This is a genomic window from Tenacibaculum sp. 1_MG-2023, from assembly GCF_030547425.1.
Taxonomy (GTDB): domain Bacteria; phylum Bacteroidota; class Bacteroidia; order Flavobacteriales; family Flavobacteriaceae; genus Polaribacter.
Window position 1 is genome coordinate 63,589 of sequence record NZ_JAUORH010000002.1, and the last position, 15,943, is coordinate 79,531.

The following is a 15,943-nucleotide window of genomic DNA, read 5'->3' on the forward strand; positions in this document are numbered from 1 at the left end:
CTTTGTTTTAGACTACCTTTGCAAAAAAATATTTGAATGCAGTTTACAGACTTACACCTTAATAAATCTATCTTAAAAGCGCTTACGGAAGAAAGACACCACACACCTACTTTAGTACAACAAAAAGTAATTCCGTTAGTACTCAACAAAAAAGATGTGATTGTAGCTGCTCAAACGGGTACAGGCAAAACGGCTGCTTTTGCATTGCCTATTATCAATGAGCTTTCTAAAGAGACTGATGTTGAGAAAAGAGCTAAGAAAATAAAAGCATTGATTATAAGTCCTACTCGTGAATTGGCTATTCAAATTCAAGAAAACTGTAAAACATATAGTAAATACACCAATGTAAGAACTACCGTTGTTTACGGAGGTGTACCTACACAACCTCAAAAAGATGTTCTAGAAAAAGGTGTTGATATTTTAATTGCAACCCCTGGGCGTTTTATTGATTTACACAAACAAGGAAGTATTGATGTACGCCAGTTAACAACTTTTGTTTTAGACGAAGCTGATTTAATGCTTGATATGGGCTTTATTGATGATGTAAGAAAGATTGAAGAATTGTGTCCGCGTAAAAAGCAAACCTTATTGTTTTCGGCTACGATGCCTGATAAGGTGAATGATTTAGCAAAATCAATGTTATACAAGCCAGAGAAGGTAGACATTTCACCTACTGAAACTACTTCAAAAAACATTGGTCAATTACTGTATTATACGCCTAAAAAGAACAAAGTAGATTTGTGTTTACACCTATTACGTAACACTATAAAAGGACGTATTATTATATTTCGACGTACCAAATTTGGAGTAGACAAACTCGAAAAAACATTGCAGAAAAACGGTTATAAAGCTACCAGCGTACACGGTGACAAATCACAAAACCTACGTAACCAAGCTATTGAAGACTTTAAAAGCAACAAAGCCAATATTTTAATTGCAACTGATGTTGCCGCTCGTGGTATTGACATTAGTAAAGTAGATGCGGTAATTAATGTTGATTTACCAAACATTCCTGAAACCTACGTACATAGAATTGGTAGAACGGGGAGAGCTGGTAAATCTGGAATCGCCTTTTCGTTATGTAGTGCTGATGAAACTTCGTACGTCAAAGCCATTCAAGAATTCATGGATCGATCTATCAAAATTGTGGAAGATCATCCGTTTCCACTTGCTAAACCTAAGCATAAAAAACAACCAAACACCGTTAGTAAACACAAGAAAGGAAGAAAATCAGAAGCTTCTAAAAAGAAGAAAAAACGCTGGTATTAAACTTTTTATAAAAAATAACACTGAAAATAATTAGTGTTTTATTTATTAATCGTAATATTGCGATACAATAATTAAAGAATGGGGTTAACCAAGTCTGAAATATTTACTGAAGAACAAAATCAATTAGCTACCATTGCTAAAGTATTAGGGCATCCAGCCCGTATTGCTATTTTACAACACCTTTTTAATATCAATTCTTGTATTTGTGGTGATTTGGTAGCTATAATTGGCTTGGCGCAACCCACCATTTCACAACATTTAAAAGAATTAAAGAAGGTTGGTATTATTAAAGGCACTATTGAGGGAACCAGTGTTTGTTATTGTATAAACCCTTCAACATGGCAAGAAATAAAAACCTTACTTTCTTCATTTTTAAACCTAGATATAAATAACCAAAGCTGTTGCTAAAAAAATTTGAATCTATTAATCGTAATATTACAATAAATATACAAATCATGAAACTATCAGAAATTAAACAACATTTAGCTTCGTTAAAAACAATTGCTTTTCAATTACCTGACGGTAGTTTAGTACCAACTCATTTTCACGTAACCGAAGTAGGAAAAATTACTAAAAACTTTATTGACTGCGGAGGAACAGTTAGAAATGAAGAAGTGGTAAACTTTCAATTATGGAATGCCAATGACTATGATCACAAGTTGCATCCTGAGAAATTAGTTCATATCATAGAATTATCAGAAAAAGAATTAAATATTCCTGATTTAAAAATCGAGGTTGAATACCAAGGAAGTACCATAGGAAAATACGGATTAGATTTTGACGAAACCAACTTCTTACTTACTACGAAACAAACCGATTGTTTAGCAAAAGATAATTGTGGTATTCCAACAGAAAAACCTAGCGTAAAATTATCAGATTTGCAAAAACAAACTACTTGTGAACCAAATTCAGGATGTTGCTAATATGAAAACACTAAACTCATCTTTATTTTCTGGTATACAAGAAACCCTCTCTGAATTACCAACTGTTTTGGAAGAGCTCAAAGAAGTTTTACAACCTCTTTATTCAATTCATTCAGAAAAAACTAGACAACAAAGAGGTAATAAACCTAAATTTTATTTGCACGCATAACTCAAGACGAAGTCATTTATCGCAAATATGGGCACAAACCATGGCTTTTTATTACCAAACTCCAAATGTATATAGCTATTCAGGAGGAACTGAAACCACTGCTATGAATGCAACAGTGGTAGATACTTTGGTAAATAACGGATTTAGAGTTCAGCAATTGTCAAACGAAACCAATCCTGTTTATGCAATAAAATACGCTGATAATGTACCTTCTATAACAGGTTTTTCTAAAAAGTATGATAATGAGTTTAATCCTACTTCAGCGTTTTGTGCTATCATGACCTGCTCACAAGCCGACGAAGGCTGTCCTTTTATAGCTGGTGCTGAAAAAAGAGTTCCCGTTACTTATGAAGATCCTAAATTATATGACGGGACACCTTCTGAAAAACAAAAATATTTAGAAAGAAGTTTAGAAATTGCAGCTGAAATGCAGTATGTGTTTTCCTGTGTAAAAATTAGCCTTTAAATTTCACCGGTAAGTGTACCACTTTTTTAGTTTCGAAGAAATCTTCTTCAAAAAAGTCTGGTAAATTATAAATGGTGGCTTTAGGGAAGTTCGCAAGTTCTTCCGTAAGATCACCTCCTTTTAAATATAAAATTCCGTTTTTAAGTGCATGGTTTTGTTTTTTATGCACTTTATTTTTTACCCAACGTTGAAATGTTTCCATTTGTGCCACTGCTCTACTTACAATAAAATCGTACGTATCATTTACTTCTTCAACACGTCCGTGAGTAGTTTTTACATTTTTTAAACCTAATCCTTCAGTAACTTCATTTACCACTTTTATCTTTTTCCCAATAGAATCTACCAAATGAAATTGTGTTTGAGGAAACAAAATTGCTAACGGAATTCCTGGAAATCCACCACCTGTTCCTACATCCATTACTTTAGCGCCAGACTTAAACTCCATCACTTTTGCTATTCCTAACGAATGTAATACATGACGTAAGTACAATTCATCAATATCTTTACGAGAAACAACATTAATTTTTAAGTTCCAATCTTGATACAATTCTTGCAACTTAGAAAATTGTTCTAACTGCGTTTCCGATAAATTGCCAAAGTATTTTTTTATAAGTTCCATGAAGTCATTTTTTCCGTTGCAAAAATAAAAAACTAATTGGTATTGTTAATTTTTATATAAAAGATATTAATCTAGTTAAAAAGTTAGCCTTTAGCAATAACTGTGAACCAAAAACGTTTATTTTTGCGGTACAAATAAACAACAAATGAAGACAGTAAACTTCTCAAGAATAGATAACGCTAAGTTTTTTAGGACTCTAAATAAAAGAGTTAACACTTACTTTAAAGAAAATAACATTAAGCGTACAGGTAACTGGAAACTATATTCAAAAGCTATTATTATGCTAGCTATGTTTATTGTTCCGTTTATACTAATTTTAACTATTGATATGTCTCAATGGATAAAATTAGCTCTTACCGTTTTAATGGGTGTTGGAATGGCAGGAGTTGGAATGAATGTAATGCACGATGCCAACCACGAATCTTTTTCAAGTAAAAAATGGGTAAACAAACTTTTTGGAAGTAGTATATATATTTTAGCGGGGAATGTATACAATTGGAAAGTACAACACAACGTGTTACACCACACTTATACCAATATACAAGATCATGATGAAGATATTGATGCTGGTAGAATAATTCGTTTCTCTAAACATGCACAGTGGTTATGGATTCACAAATTTCAAAAATACTATTCTGTATTCTTATACGGGTTGCTAACTATAAACTGGGCAATTACTACCGATTTTAAACAAATGCGCAATTATTTAAAACGTAAACTATCATACGGTGAATTTCCTAACCCAGCTAAAGAATGGACTAAATTAGTAGTTTCTAAAGTAATCTATTATTCACTTTGGGTAATATTACCTATCGCAGTGATGGATGTAACTTGGTGGAAGGTATTAATTGGATTTTTTGTAATGCACTATACTGCAGGTATTATTTTAAGTGTTGTATTTCAATTAGCACATGTTGTTCCTAAAACAGAAATGCCTTTGCCTGATGAAGATGGTAACATGAAAAACACATGGGCTATACACCAATTATACACTACATCAAATTTTGCTCCTAAAAACTGGTTAGTTAATTTTTATACTGGTGGTTTAAACCATCAAGTTGAACATCATATTTTTCCACACATATCGCACATTCACTACGATAAACTAGCTAAAATAGTGAAAGAAACTGCCAAAGAATTCAATCTTCCATACAACGAATATAAAACTACTCGTAAAGCAATTATTGAGCATTTTAGACATTTAGCTGAGTTAGGAAGAAAACCTCAATTAGCATAAATCAACATACAACATAACAACACAATGTCAAACGCATTATCAAACAGAATTAACAGTTTACCAGTATCGCAAACTTTGGCTATGGCTGCTAAAGCAAGAGAATTAAAAGCTGAGGGTAAAGACATCATTAGTTTAAGTTTAGGAGAACCCGATTTTAACACTCCTGATTTTATTAAAGATGCTGCTATTGAAGCTATTAATCAAGATTACAACTCATACACTCCAGTTGACGGGTATGTGGAGTTAAAAGAAGCTATTTGCGAGAAGTTTAAACGTGATAATAACCTAACATATGTTCCAAACCAAGTAGTCGTTTCTACAGGAGCAAAACAATCTATTGCGAATGTAGCTCAGGTATTATTAAACCCTGGTGATGAAGTGTTATTACCAGCACCATATTGGGTAAGTTATTCTGCGATTGCAATTTTGTGTGAAGCTAAATTTACAGAAATTCCGTCTTCTATTGAGAATGATTTCAAAATCACTCCAGAACAATTAGAAGCTGCTATTTCACCAAAAACAAAAATGATTTTCTTTAACTCGCCAAACAACCCAAGTGGAACAATTTATAGCGAGGAAGAATATAGAGCTTTGGCTAAAGTATTAGAAAAGCATCCTCATATATACATATTATCAGACGAAATATATGAGCATATTAACTACGGAGCTAAGCCATTTAGTTTTGCAGCTATTCAAAGCATGTACGACCGTACCATTACCGTTAACGGGTTAGCGAAAGCTTTTGCTATGACAGGATGGAGAATTGGTTATATCGGAGCTCCTGAATGGATTGCTAAAGCATGTACTAAAATGCAAGGTCAAATTACTTCAGGAACTAACTGTATTGCACAACGTGCTGCTATTACTGCTGTAAAAGCATCTCCTGAAAAAGTACAATACATGGTAGATGAGTTTAAAAACCGTAGAGACTTAGTATTAGAATTATTAGGAGAAATTGAAGGATTTAAATTAAACGTACCTGAAGGCGCTTTTTATGTATTCCCAGACATTTCTGATTTCTTTGGAAAAACTATCCAAGGAAAAGAAATTAAAGATGCGAATGATTTTTCTATGTTATTATTAGAAAAAGCAAATGTAGCTACAGTAACTGGTGAAGCTTTTGGTGCACCAAACTGTGTTCGTTTATCATATGCTGCTTCTGAATTACAATTACGTGAGGCAATCAAGAGAATTAAAGAGGTTTTAAGTTAATTAACTTAAACTATTAAGTATAAAAAAATCCGTAAGACGCGTCTTACGGATTTTTTATTTGAATTTTTAATCAGATTCTTCGTTTTTGTTTTTTTTCAAGAAAGTGACAATATATAAAACAATAATTGATAAAGGTAAGAATGTTGTTTTTAAACTTTTATAAGTAAAAAGTTCACTATATTCTTTATTGTAGATAATATAAGAGAGTTCCCATATATAAATAATTAAGCCAAATATTACCCAAACTAAAACAAAATAGTTAAAAAACAATTTATTTCTTTTCATAGCTATCACAGTGTTTTATTATAAAAAATATCTTTAGAGTTTTCATTCTAGTATTGAATCTATTCGCATTATAAAAATTTATACATAGAGCCACAACATTAGAAAGGAACTTTTAATTTCCTTACTTTTTTCTTTTTAAGCTTCTTTAAATGCAGTGCCTTCTTATTATAATCAATAAAAGCTTTTCCTTGCTCTAAAATATCTGCTCCTATAATTCCATCTACCTCTTCAGCATCATGTTGTTTTAAAGCTGTATTTACATGTGTTAAGTCAAACAGAACCAAATCACACTCATTCGTCTTCCATTTCCCTATTTTAAGTGAATTGTTTTCTGATTTTTGTGTCTCCATATCGGTAGCACCTGCTCCTGCTGCTTTAATTTCACTTTCTTCAGAAATAAGTTTGAAACGTTCTATTAACTCCAATCCAACACACGAATTAGAAGCTCCAGTATCTAAAATAAATCTTCCTTTAACACCGTTTATCTCTGCGTTCAACTCTAAATGATTCGTCACCATTTTTTTAAGTTTTATCTTGATGTACTTCTTTTTTCGTAATACTTTTTTCAAACTTGCCATTTCTCGTACTTTTGTCCCGTAAAGATACAGCAATAAATGATTACAGATACACACACTCACTTATATTCAAGTCAGTTTGACGAAGACAGAAATGAAATGATACAACGTGCTAAAGAAGCTGGCGTTTCTCGTTTCTTTATTCCTGCGATTGATAGTTCGTATACAGAACGTATGTTTGATTTAGAAAAAAATTATCCGAGCGATGTGTTTTTAATGATGGGGTTGCATCCAACTTCAGTAAAAGAAAACTATCAAGAAGAATTAGCACATGTAAAAGAGTGGTTAGACAAACGTGATTTTTATGCGATTGGTGAAATTGGTATCGATTTGTATTGGGACAAAACTTTTTTATCGCAACAACAAGAAGCTTTTCGTACTCAAATTCAATGGGCAAAAGAGAAAAAGTTGCCGATTGTAATTCATTGTCGTGATGCCTTTGATGAAATTTTTGAAGTTTTAGAAACTGAAAAAGGAGACGATTTATACGGAATTTTCCACTGTTTTACAGGAACCTTAGAACAAGCTGAAAAAGCAATTTCTTATAATATGAAATTAGGAATTGGTGGTGTTGCAACCTTTAAAAATGGAAAAATTGATAAGTTTCTAAATCAAATAGATATCAAACATATTGTATTAGAAACTGATTCTCCTTACTTAGCTCCTACTCCATACCGAGGAAAACGTAATGAAAGTAGCTACATAACTAATGTTGTGGATAAGTTAGTTGATATTTATGGATTAACTTTCGAAGAAATTTCAGAAATTACAACGCAGAACTCTAAAAACGTTTTTGGTGTCTAACCTACAAACCACATATTATAAAACTCCTATAGGAATTGCCAAAATAGAAGGTGATGAAAATGGAATTCAATCAATTTCTGTAATAGATGATGACATTGAAACTCCAACAAAAGTTCCAACTTGTTTGCAAGAATGCGTTACCCAAGTAGATGAATATTTTGCTGGAACAAGAACAGCGTTTGATCTAAAATTGAATCCGAAAGGAACAGTTTTTCAACAATCCGTTTGGGATGAACTGTTAAATATTCCCTTCGGAAGAACTAGATCTTATTTAGAGCAAACCAAACGATTAGGAGATGTAAAAGCTATTCGTGCGGTAGCCTCTGCCAATGGTAAAAATCCTATTTGGATCGTTATTCCGTGCCACAGAGTTGTAGGTTCTGATGGCTCGTTAACAGGATATGCAGGTGGTGTTTGGCGTAAAAAATGGTTATTGGAACACGAAAGTGGAGCAAAACAACAAACATTATTTTAATGTTATTTAGTTAAACTTAATTTCAACTTCTCATAATGAGACTCCGAAACAAGTTCGGAATGACTATCGTCAATTTAAATTGCGTTTTTCACTAAAAAACTTCTTCAACAAAAAGCCACATTCTTCTTCTAAAACTCCTGATATTACTTTTGTTTTTGGATGCAATTTGGTTTCTAAAACAGAAAAACCAAGTTTAGGCTCACTAGCTCCGTACACTATTTTTCCTATTTGTGTCCAGTAACTTGCACCAGCGCACATTTGGCAAGGTTCTAACGTAACGTACAACGTACAACCTTTCAAATATTTCCCTCCTAAAAAATCAGCTGCTGCAGTAAATGCCTGCATTTCTGCATGGGCGGTAACATCATTTAGCAATTCCGTTAAGTTATGTGCTCTCGCTATAATCTGGTTATTAAAAACAATGACCGCGCCCACAGGAACTTCGCCTTTATCAAAGGCTAGTTCAGCTTCCTGTAAAGCTTTTTTCATAAAGTAGGTGTCGTCAAATGGATTCATCAATAAGGCTTTTTGCAAGTATATAAACAAATGTAGCCAAAATTTGTTTGTGTAAACTCTAGGTAAAATACTTATTTTTACCAAAATTTACGATTTGATTTCAATCAATATTTCTAATAATAAAAAAGTTTATTTTGCTTCCGATCAACATTTAGGAGCTCCAACTTCTGAAGCTAGTTTTCCTCGTGAACAAAAGTTTGTTGCATGGTTAAATAAAATAAAAAAAGACGCTGTGGCTATTTTTATTTTGGGTGATTTATTCGATTTTTGGTTCGAGTACAAAACAGTAGTTCCTAAAGGCTTCGTACGTGTTTTAGGTAAACTTGCTGAGCTAAAAGATAGCGGTATCCCGATTTACTTTTTTGTTGGGAATCACGACTTATGGATGCGTGATTATTTTGAAAAGGAATTAAACATTCCTGTATATCATTCTCCTCAAGAATTTAAAATTAACGATAAATTGTTTTTAATTGGTCATGGTGATGGATTAGGCCCTGGAGACAAAGGGTATAAACGCATGAAAAAAGTGTTTACCTTTCCGCTATTTCAATGGATGTTTCGCTGGTTACATCCAGATTTGGGAGTTCGATTAGGACAATATATGTCCGTAAAAAACAAATTGATTTCTGGTGATGAGGATGCTAAATTTTTAGGAGAAGACAATGAGTGGCTGGTTCAGTATTGCAAACGAAAATTAGAAACTAAACACTATGATTATTTTGTGTTTGGGCACAGACATCTTCCTTTAGAGATTCAACTTAAAGAGAATAGTGTTTATTTAAATACTGGTGACTGGATTCAGTATTTTACCTATGCTGTTTTTGAAGATAATGTTTTAAGATTAAAAGAATATTAAAACAAAAGGTTGAAAATATTACTATTCCAACCTTTTAGTCTATAATTAATTCAAATATTAACTTTAAATGTTTTCATTTGCTGGTATTGGCACTGCTGAAGGTACATTATCTGTACTTCTATCGTTAGGTAATTCATCTAATTTATTAAACCTCCTCATATCAACCCATCTATGCCCTTCACCAAAAAGAGAATATCTTCTCTGCATTAAAATTTCATTAGTTAATTCCATTTCTGAAGTTCCTCCTGTGTACGCTGCCAATCCTGCTGCATTTCTAATGACATTGATTGCCATTACAGCATCACTTGGCGAGCTAACCATATTTGCTTCTGCATATAACAATATTAATTCTTCATTTCTAATTACTGGTACGCTTTGAGTATTAGATTGATAAATCCATACATCATGAGTCCCTATTAAACCTGAAGCTTCTCTCGGACTATCTCTTAACACAACTTTATCAACTCTACTATCATTTGCCTCAGCATCAGTAACAAAACTTTGATGAGCAACCCTTACATTTGCTTCCTGATTTAATGCTATGAATAGTGGATTAGCTAAATCTGCTCCTGCTAATGAAAAAGTATGATATGCTCCAAGGTTTAAATCTCCATTCATATTAATAAAAGAATCAGCTAATAAGGTTAAGACATTTGCGTAATTTCCCCTATATGCCTCTACTCTGGCATTGAGAGCTTTATTAAACTTTAAAAAAGAAGAAGGTGTGTTAAAACCAGTGTATCCACTTCCTAATTCAAACGGAAAATCAGAACCACCATTTTCAAGATCCGTTGCAGCTTCTGATAATAGATTAAAAATTGCTGTCAAAGCACTTGTATAATCAACAATTGGTCCCAAATTATCAGGATCACTAACATCTAAACGTATTCCATTACCTGCTTGATTATTTGACAACATTAAAAATTCATGAGCCTTTAATGTATTTAATACCCCCCTAGTAGCTGCTATTTCTTCAGCTGAAAAGTCAGATGTAGTATTTTCCAATCCTTGTAAAGCTAGATTAATACCCTTTATAGCTGCATATCTTGCGCCCCAAGGAGCGGTAGTATAAAAAGTGTTATTGTCTAAATTTCCAGTAACAACATCACCTTCAAACCTTGGATCTGAATTTGTGAAATAATAATACTCCCTACCTAATATACTTTGCACATCAACCTGTGTAGCTAGACGAACTCTCATATCCGACAAAACCCCTGAAACAGCTTGAGGTAGTTCCCCTCTAGATAAATCAGAAGATATAGACCCTGTGCTTGCTCCATTTAAACTTTCTCCACCATCAAGTTCACAAGATGTAAGTCCTAGTAAGGTTATTGCTAAAGTTACTATACTTATTTTTTTTGCTATTTTCATTGTTATTCTTTTTAAAATTAAAACTGTGCTGATAGATGGAACATGTATCTTTTAGAAGATGGGAAAGGAGTCACCTCAACCCCAGTAGAGAGCCCGTTTCCTCCAAAATTAGACACTTCTGGATCATAACTATTATAATCAAAAATATTGATTAGATTATTCCCAGAGAAACCGAGTTTTAGACTAGAAACTGCTCCACTAAAAACATTTTCTAACACTTCTTTATCAAAACTATAATACAATCCTAATTCTCTAAGTCTTAAATAAGAAGCATCTTCTACAAAAGGTCTTGCATTACCAGCAAACAAACCATTATTAATCCTATAGGTTCCATTTGGAATAACTCCATTTGGATCTAAAGTAATCTCATCATAATCATTACTAGTTCCCCCAAAATCTGACAATAATTTAGATAAGTTTATATTATCTCCTCCTTTTTTCCAGTGCCATAAAAATGATAGGCTTATATTTTTATATTTTAAAGTATTATTAAATGACATTTGAAAATCTGGCTCAGCATCTCCTAATTTTATCACAGGTGTTCCTGGTCCAGTCGTCCCAACAATTTGAGTTACACTTTTTCCTTCTTCAATTTGAAACTGCCCTAAACTATTACCAAAACCTCCAAGGTTAAATGTTGGAACATTCAGTTTTGTCATTTTCGACCTATTCCTATACCAGCTAATTCCTGAATCCCATGTAAAATCTTCTGAGTCAAAAACCTTCGCATTCAACCCTACTTCAATACCTTTATTTTGGAGTTCTCCAGCATTTACCCACTCTGTAACATACCCCGTAGATGGCTCAATATTAGCAGTCAATAACAAATCTTCTACATCTTTCTTATAATATGTGAATTCTAAAGACAATCTATCATTTAAAAAACCTGCATCAAATCCTACTTCTAATTCTTTTTGTCTTTCTGGTTTTATATCAGCATTTCCTCTAGTTCCTGGTACAATAATACCTACGTTCCCGTCTATTGAAGTATTTCCATATGTAGTATATAAAGAACCAAATGCAGCAAAAGTTCCTGCTTCACCATAAGCCGCTCTCAATTTCAATCTATTAAATCCTTTTTTCTCTCCCCAAAACTTAAAATTATGCAGATTCGTAGCTAAAGATGCTTTTGGATAATAAAACAGCTCATTTGGATCTCCATTATTTGTTGATTTATCTCCTCTTACGCCTAAAGTTGCAATTATCTTGTTTTGATAATTAATAGCCTCTTGAACATAAAATCCAAAATCTTCTTGTTCTAATCTAAATTGATTAACATTTTGATTAGCACTTTGGTCTACATTTGTTTCTGAAGCAATCAAATCTGTTGCTGTTACCCTCACTATATTTTGAGAAAATTGTTCGTTTGTAAGACCTGCTTGTGTTGCGAATCTTAGATCATTTTTTGTACTAAAATTATGCACTAAAAAAGCTGAATAGTTTGAATTTGTATTTACCGTATTACTAATTGCAGTAAGACCATTTACCCCACCATTATCAGGCCTCATAAACTGTAATTCTTTAGGGAAAATTACAGTAGCTGTAAGAGTATAATGATCTGTACCAGCTTTAGCCACAAATTTTAAACTTGAATTATCATTTCTATACAGATCATATTCATAAGACCCTCCAACAATAAATCTTTTAATTTTTTCGTTGTTAGTCATCAAATCTCTTGTTTGAAGAGGATTTGAAGAATTATTAGGGTGATCTGGATAGTTACCATTTGTATCTGGCAATAAGTAATCCCAAGGTCTTGTCGCTGTTAAAGCTACCCCAATAGTCGCACCTGAGTTATCATTATTAAAAAAACCTCTATCAGCTGAAGAATTTATATAATTACTTGATAATGATATTTTCATTTTTTCATTTAACTGATGCCCTAAATTCAATCTTACTGAAGTCTTATCATATCCTGTATTTTTTACAATTCCATCTTCTTGACTTCTTGAAAAACCTGCAAAGTAAGTTGTCTTTTCAGACCCTCCCGATAAACTTAAATTAGTCTTTGTTATTATTCCTTTTTCTCCAAATAATTCTTTTTCATAATCTCTTAATCTACCAGCATTTTTTGCTGCTGTGTAAAGCACACCTTCTCCTGGAAATTGAGACTCAACTAATTCTTCTGTCCATTTTCTTTGTCCTTGTAAATTAATTATTTCATTAAACCCCACAGATTGTGAAAAATTCACTCTGGCTTTTCCTGTTTTACCTGATTTAGTTGTTATAATTACAACTCCAGCCGCACCTCTTGAACCGTAAATAGCTGAAGCTGAGGCCCCTTTTAATATCTCTATGTTTTCTATATCATTCGGATTAATATCTGCTATCCTGTTAGTAGCATTATCTTGAGAAGAAGCATTACCACCTGTTGAAGCTTGAGAAACTGCATTTAGCCCTCCAGAAGAAATACTGCTATTATCTACATAAACACCATCTATAATATACAAAGGTTGAGAATTACCATTAATTGATGTTACTCCCCTTAACTTCACAGACAATCCTCCTCCTGGTGCTCCTGAATTCGATGTTATCACAGCTCCTGTAAACTTCCCTGCTAAAGCCCCGTCTAATGTTTGTGGTGGTGCAACCCCTGCCAGCTTTTCAGCAGAAATAGTAGCTACAGAATTTGCTAAGTTTTTTCTTTTCACAGTAGATGCTAGCCCCGAGATCACTACTTCTTCTAAAACATCAGAATCTTCTCGTAATGTTACTTGTAAAAAAGCATTCGTATCGGCAATATTTCTTTCTACTGTAACAAACCCTAAGGAAGATATTGTTACTACTGCCGGAAGGTTTTTTATATTTAAACTAAATTCACCATTCTCATTAGAAGTGGTACCATTTGTTGTTCCTTTCTCTATAATATTTGCAAAAGGAATACTTTCTCCATTTACATCCACAATTTTTCCTTTTATTGTTTGCCCGTAAACAAAACCAGAAAACAGAAAAATAAGTGCGTTAATTAGCAACGTTTTGCTAAAAGACATTTTCTTCATAAAATTTAAGTTTAAAGTTAGTAGAAGCTAAATTTCTTTTTTTTTATCCATAAAAACAAATTATAAACAACTTATTTTCAGCTACATAAAACACACAACCAAAAACTTAACTTTAAAGAACAATACCTTTTAGCTTGTAAATACAAGGTTTAACCAACTTTTAACAACTAAAAAAACACTATTATTGTAGCTTTGTTTCATAAAAATTCTAATTTATTTCAATTACTATGGATATAGATGTAAGAGCCATCAATGAAAAAATAGAAAGAGAAAGTGCTTTTGTAGACTTATTAACTACAGAGATGAATAAAGTAATTGTAGGTCAAAAACACATGATTGAACGATTACTAATTGGACTTTTAGGAAATGGACATATCTTATTAGAAGGTGTACCTGGGCTAGCAAAAACATTGGCAATTAACACACTTTCTAAAGCTGTTGACGGAAGTTTTAGTCGTGTTCAGTTTACTCCAGATTTATTACCTGCCGATGTAGTAGGTACCATGATATACAATGTAAAAGAAAATGACTTCTCAATTAAAAAGGGACCTATTTTTGCCAATTTTGTATTAGCCGATGAAATTAACCGTGCGCCTGCTAAAGTTCAATCTGCTTTATTAGAAGCCATGCAAGAGCGTCAAATTACGATTGGTGATGAAACTTTTAAGTTAGATGAGCCTTTCTTAGTAATGGCTACTCAAAACCCAGTAGAGCAAGAAGGAACTTATCCGCTCCCTGAAGCACAGGTAGATCGTTTTATGTTAAAAACAGTAATTGATTACCCAAAATTACAAGACGAGCAGCTTATTATGCGTCAAAACTTAAACGGAAGTTTTCAAAAAATAAATCCTGTAATTTCAATAGAACAAATTATTAAAGCTCGTAACGTAGTTAATGAGGTTTATATGGATGAAAAAATTGAAAAATATATCTTAGATATTGTTTTTGCAACTCGTTATCCTGAAAAATATAATTTAGAAAAACTACAACCACTTATCAGTTTTGGTTCTTCTCCTCGTGGTAGTATTGCCTTAGCAAAAGCTGCAAAATGCTATGCTTTTATTAAACGAAGAGGGTATGTAATTCCTGAAGATGTTCGAGCAATCGTAAACGATGTTTTACGTCATAGAATTGGTATTACGTATGAAGCCGAAGCTGAGAATATAACATCTATAGATATTATCAATTCTATTATTAACGAAGTGCAAGTACCTTAATCAATTATCAATAAGCAATTATCAGCTTAAAATATTTTACTGATTAATTGATAACTGTTAACTGACAATTGAAAATATGGATACAAAAGAGTTACTAAAAAAAGTTCGAAAAATAGAAATAAAGACACGTAAGTTGTCTAATCATATTTTTGGAGGAGAGTATCATTCAACCTTTAAAGGTAGAGGTATGACTTTTTCTGAAGTTCGTCAATATCAATTCGGAGACGACATTAGGGCAATTGACTGGAATGTTACTGCTCGTTATAACGAACCTTATGTGAAAGTTTTTGAAGAAGAACGTGAACTTACCTTGATGTTGGTGGTCGATATTTCTGGTTCTGAATTTTTTGGTACTTCTGAACAATTTAAAAAAGATACCGTTACAGAAATTGCAGCTACACTAGCGTTTTCTGCTATTCAAAACAACGATAAAGTTGGTTTAATTTTATTTTCAGATCAAGTTGAACTGTACATTCCTCCTAAAAAAGGAAAAAGTCATGTGTTAAGAATTATTCGTGAACTTATTGAGTTTCAACCAAAAAGTAGACAAACCAATATTAGTGAAGCTCTCAAGTTTTTATCAAACATTATGAAAAAGAAAGCTATTGTTTTTATGCTTTCTGATTTTATGGATGATGATTACGAACGTACATTAAAAATTGTTGGTAATAAACATGACGTAACTGGCATACGTGTATACGATAAACGCGACGAAGAAATTCCAAACCTAGGGATGGTTTCTATGATGGATGCCGAAACTGGAAAAACACAACTAGTTAACACTAGTTCTAAATCAGTTAGAACTCATTATAAAGCAAATGCTTTACGTTTGTCTGATTATTTTGAAACCACTTTTACAAAAAGTGGTGCAGGAACAATTAGCACTAGAGTTGATGAGAGTTATGTACGAAAACTGTTAGGTTATTTTAAACGAAAAGGATAAGAACAAA

17 protein-coding genes are annotated in these 15,943 nt (G+C 32.7%); 12 read left to right on the top strand and 5 right to left on the bottom strand.

The annotated features are described in order from the left end of the window. The first annotated feature begins 36 nt into the window (after positions 1–36). The 5 genes from Q4517_RS01970 (at position 37) to Q4517_RS01985 (ending at position 2,827) form a co-directional block, all read left to right on the top strand. Positions 37–1,269 carry a DEAD/DEAH box helicase gene (locus Q4517_RS01970; RefSeq protein ID WP_303505661.1) on the top strand — a complete coding sequence of 411 codons (1,233 nt, stop codon included), beginning with the start codon at positions 37–39 and terminating at the stop codon, positions 1,267–1,269. A gap of 78 nt (positions 1,270–1,347) precedes the next feature. Beyond that, positions 1,348–1,677, top strand: a complete 330-nt coding sequence (locus tag Q4517_RS01975; protein ID WP_303505663.1) for a helix-turn-helix transcriptional regulator — start codon at positions 1,348–1,350, stop codon at positions 1,675–1,677. A gap of 47 nt (positions 1,678–1,724) precedes the next feature. Further along, a complete protein-coding gene (locus Q4517_RS01980) occupies positions 1,725–2,192 on the top strand; it encodes a DUF6428 family protein (RefSeq protein ID WP_303505665.1) in 468 nt (155 codons plus the stop codon). Then, positions 2,167–2,361 (top strand): hypothetical protein, encoded by a 195-nt coding sequence (locus Q4517_RS15430; protein WP_368506455.1) that lies wholly within the window; start codon positions 2,167–2,169, stop codon positions 2,359–2,361. Before Q4517_RS01980 ends, Q4517_RS15430 begins: the two co-directional genes overlap by 26 nt. A 40-nt stretch (positions 2,362–2,401) precedes the next feature. Further along, positions 2,402–2,827, top strand: coding sequence for a hypothetical protein (locus tag Q4517_RS01985; RefSeq protein WP_368506456.1), 426 nt, complete (start codon positions 2,402–2,404; stop codon positions 2,825–2,827). Here the strand turns inward: Q4517_RS01985 and rsmG are convergent. Further along, complete coding sequence (gene rsmG, locus Q4517_RS01990) at positions 2,817–3,446, bottom strand: 16S rRNA (guanine(527)-N(7))-methyltransferase RsmG (protein WP_303505668.1); 630 nt, start codon at positions 3,444–3,446, stop codon at positions 2,817–2,819. The two genes, Q4517_RS01985 and rsmG, sit on opposite strands and share 11 nt — an antisense overlap. A gap of 145 nt (positions 3,447–3,591) precedes the next feature. Here rsmG and Q4517_RS01995 point away from each other — a divergent pair, with 145 nt between their 5' ends. Both Q4517_RS01995 and Q4517_RS02000 read left to right on the top strand, forming a co-directional pair. Next, positions 3,592–4,683: an acyl-CoA desaturase gene (locus Q4517_RS01995; protein WP_303505670.1), complete on the top strand. Its 1,092-nt coding sequence runs from the start codon at positions 3,592–3,594 to the stop codon at positions 4,681–4,683. A gap of 24 nt (positions 4,684–4,707) precedes the next feature. Then, positions 4,708–5,895 carry a pyridoxal phosphate-dependent aminotransferase gene (locus tag Q4517_RS02000; protein WP_303505672.1) on the top strand — a complete coding sequence of 396 codons (1,188 nt, stop codon included), beginning with the start codon at positions 4,708–4,710 and terminating at the stop codon, positions 5,893–5,895. Between the two features lie 383 nt (positions 5,896–6,278). On the opposite strand, the gene Q4517_RS02005 is transcribed toward Q4517_RS02000, so the two are convergent. Beyond that, complete coding sequence (locus Q4517_RS02005; RefSeq protein WP_303505674.1) at positions 6,279–6,758, bottom strand: retropepsin-like aspartic protease; 480 nt, start codon at positions 6,756–6,758, stop codon at positions 6,279–6,281. Between the two features lie 36 nt (positions 6,759–6,794). On the opposite strand from Q4517_RS02005, the gene Q4517_RS02010 reads away from it, so the two are divergent. Both Q4517_RS02010 and Q4517_RS02015 read left to right on the top strand, forming a co-directional pair. Then, positions 6,795–7,559, top strand: coding sequence for a TatD family hydrolase (locus Q4517_RS02010; protein ID WP_303505677.1), 765 nt, complete (start codon positions 6,795–6,797; stop codon positions 7,557–7,559). After that, positions 7,552–8,034, top strand: coding sequence for a methylated-DNA--[protein]-cysteine S-methyltransferase (locus tag Q4517_RS02015; RefSeq protein WP_303505679.1), 483 nt, complete (start codon positions 7,552–7,554; stop codon positions 8,032–8,034). The genes Q4517_RS02010 and Q4517_RS02015 overlap by 8 nt, the downstream gene beginning before the upstream one ends. A gap of 69 nt (positions 8,035–8,103) precedes the next feature. Here the strand turns inward: Q4517_RS02015 and Q4517_RS02020 are convergent, their stop codons facing one another. Then, positions 8,104–8,553, bottom strand: coding sequence for a nucleoside deaminase (locus tag Q4517_RS02020; RefSeq protein WP_303505681.1), 450 nt, complete (start codon positions 8,551–8,553; stop codon positions 8,104–8,106). Positions 8,554–8,653: 100 nt separating this feature from the next. Here Q4517_RS02020 and Q4517_RS02025 point away from each other — a divergent pair, with 100 nt between their 5' ends. Further along, complete coding sequence (locus Q4517_RS02025; protein ID WP_303506040.1) at positions 8,654–9,406, top strand: UDP-2,3-diacylglucosamine diphosphatase; 753 nt, start codon at positions 8,654–8,656, stop codon at positions 9,404–9,406. Between the two features lie 63 nt (positions 9,407–9,469). Here the strand turns inward: Q4517_RS02025 and Q4517_RS02030 are convergent, their stop codons facing one another. Together Q4517_RS02030 and Q4517_RS02035 are read right to left on the bottom strand one after the other, a co-directional pair. Further along, complete coding sequence (locus Q4517_RS02030; RefSeq protein ID WP_303505683.1) at positions 9,470–10,777, bottom strand: RagB/SusD family nutrient uptake outer membrane protein; 1,308 nt, start codon at positions 10,775–10,777, stop codon at positions 9,470–9,472. A 17-nt stretch (positions 10,778–10,794) separates the two neighbouring features. Beyond that, on the bottom strand, positions 10,795–13,776 hold the full coding sequence (locus tag Q4517_RS02035; RefSeq protein ID WP_303505685.1) for a SusC/RagA family TonB-linked outer membrane protein: 2,982 nt from the start codon (positions 13,774–13,776) through the stop codon (positions 10,795–10,797). A 227-nt stretch (positions 13,777–14,003) separates the two neighbouring features. Here Q4517_RS02035 and Q4517_RS02040 point away from each other — a divergent pair, with 227 nt between their 5' ends. Next, positions 14,004–14,993 carry a MoxR family ATPase gene (locus Q4517_RS02040; RefSeq protein WP_115899400.1) on the top strand — a complete coding sequence of 330 codons (990 nt, stop codon included), beginning with the start codon at positions 14,004–14,006 and terminating at the stop codon, positions 14,991–14,993. A gap of 76 nt (positions 14,994–15,069) precedes the next feature. Next, on the top strand, positions 15,070–15,936 hold the full coding sequence (locus Q4517_RS02045) for a DUF58 domain-containing protein (RefSeq protein WP_303505688.1): 867 nt from the start codon (positions 15,070–15,072) through the stop codon (positions 15,934–15,936). Positions 15,937–15,943: the final 7 nt, after the last annotated feature.

Excerpts from the sequence above, each read along its gene's own strand:
- Q4517_RS01970 (WP_303505661.1), top strand. The coding sequence starts at position 37 with ATGCAGTTTACAGACTTACACCTTAATAAATCTATCTTAAAAGCGCTT.
- Q4517_RS01975 (WP_303505663.1), top strand. The coding sequence starts at position 1,348 with ATGGGGTTAACCAAGTCTGAAATATTTACTGAAGAACAAAATCAATTA.
- Q4517_RS01980 (WP_303505665.1), top strand. The coding sequence starts at position 1,725 with ATGAAACTATCAGAAATTAAACAACATTTAGCTTCGTTAAAAACAATT.
- Q4517_RS01985 (WP_368506456.1), top strand. The coding sequence starts at position 2,402 with ATGGCTTTTTATTACCAAACTCCAAATGTATATAGCTATTCAGGAGGA.
- rsmG (WP_303505668.1), bottom strand. The coding sequence starts at position 3,446 with ATGGAACTTATAAAAAAATACTTTGGCAATTTATCGGAAACGCAGTTA.
- Q4517_RS01995 (WP_303505670.1), top strand. The coding sequence starts at position 3,592 with ATGAAGACAGTAAACTTCTCAAGAATAGATAACGCTAAGTTTTTTAGG.
- Q4517_RS02000 (WP_303505672.1), top strand. The coding sequence starts at position 4,708 with ATGTCAAACGCATTATCAAACAGAATTAACAGTTTACCAGTATCGCAA.
- Q4517_RS02005 (WP_303505674.1), bottom strand. The coding sequence starts at position 6,758 with ATGGCAAGTTTGAAAAAAGTATTACGAAAAAAGAAGTACATCAAGATA.
- Q4517_RS02010 (WP_303505677.1), top strand. The coding sequence starts at position 6,795 with ATGATTACAGATACACACACTCACTTATATTCAAGTCAGTTTGACGAA.
- Q4517_RS02030 (WP_303505683.1), bottom strand. The coding sequence starts at position 10,777 with ATGAAAATAGCAAAAAAAATAAGTATAGTAACTTTAGCAATAACCTTA.
- Q4517_RS02035 (WP_303505685.1), bottom strand. The coding sequence starts at position 13,776 with ATGAAGAAAATGTCTTTTAGCAAAACGTTGCTAATTAACGCACTTATT.
- Q4517_RS02040 (WP_115899400.1), top strand. The coding sequence starts at position 14,004 with ATGGATATAGATGTAAGAGCCATCAATGAAAAAATAGAAAGAGAAAGT.
- Q4517_RS02045 (WP_303505688.1), top strand. The coding sequence starts at position 15,070 with ATGGATACAAAAGAGTTACTAAAAAAAGTTCGAAAAATAGAAATAAAG.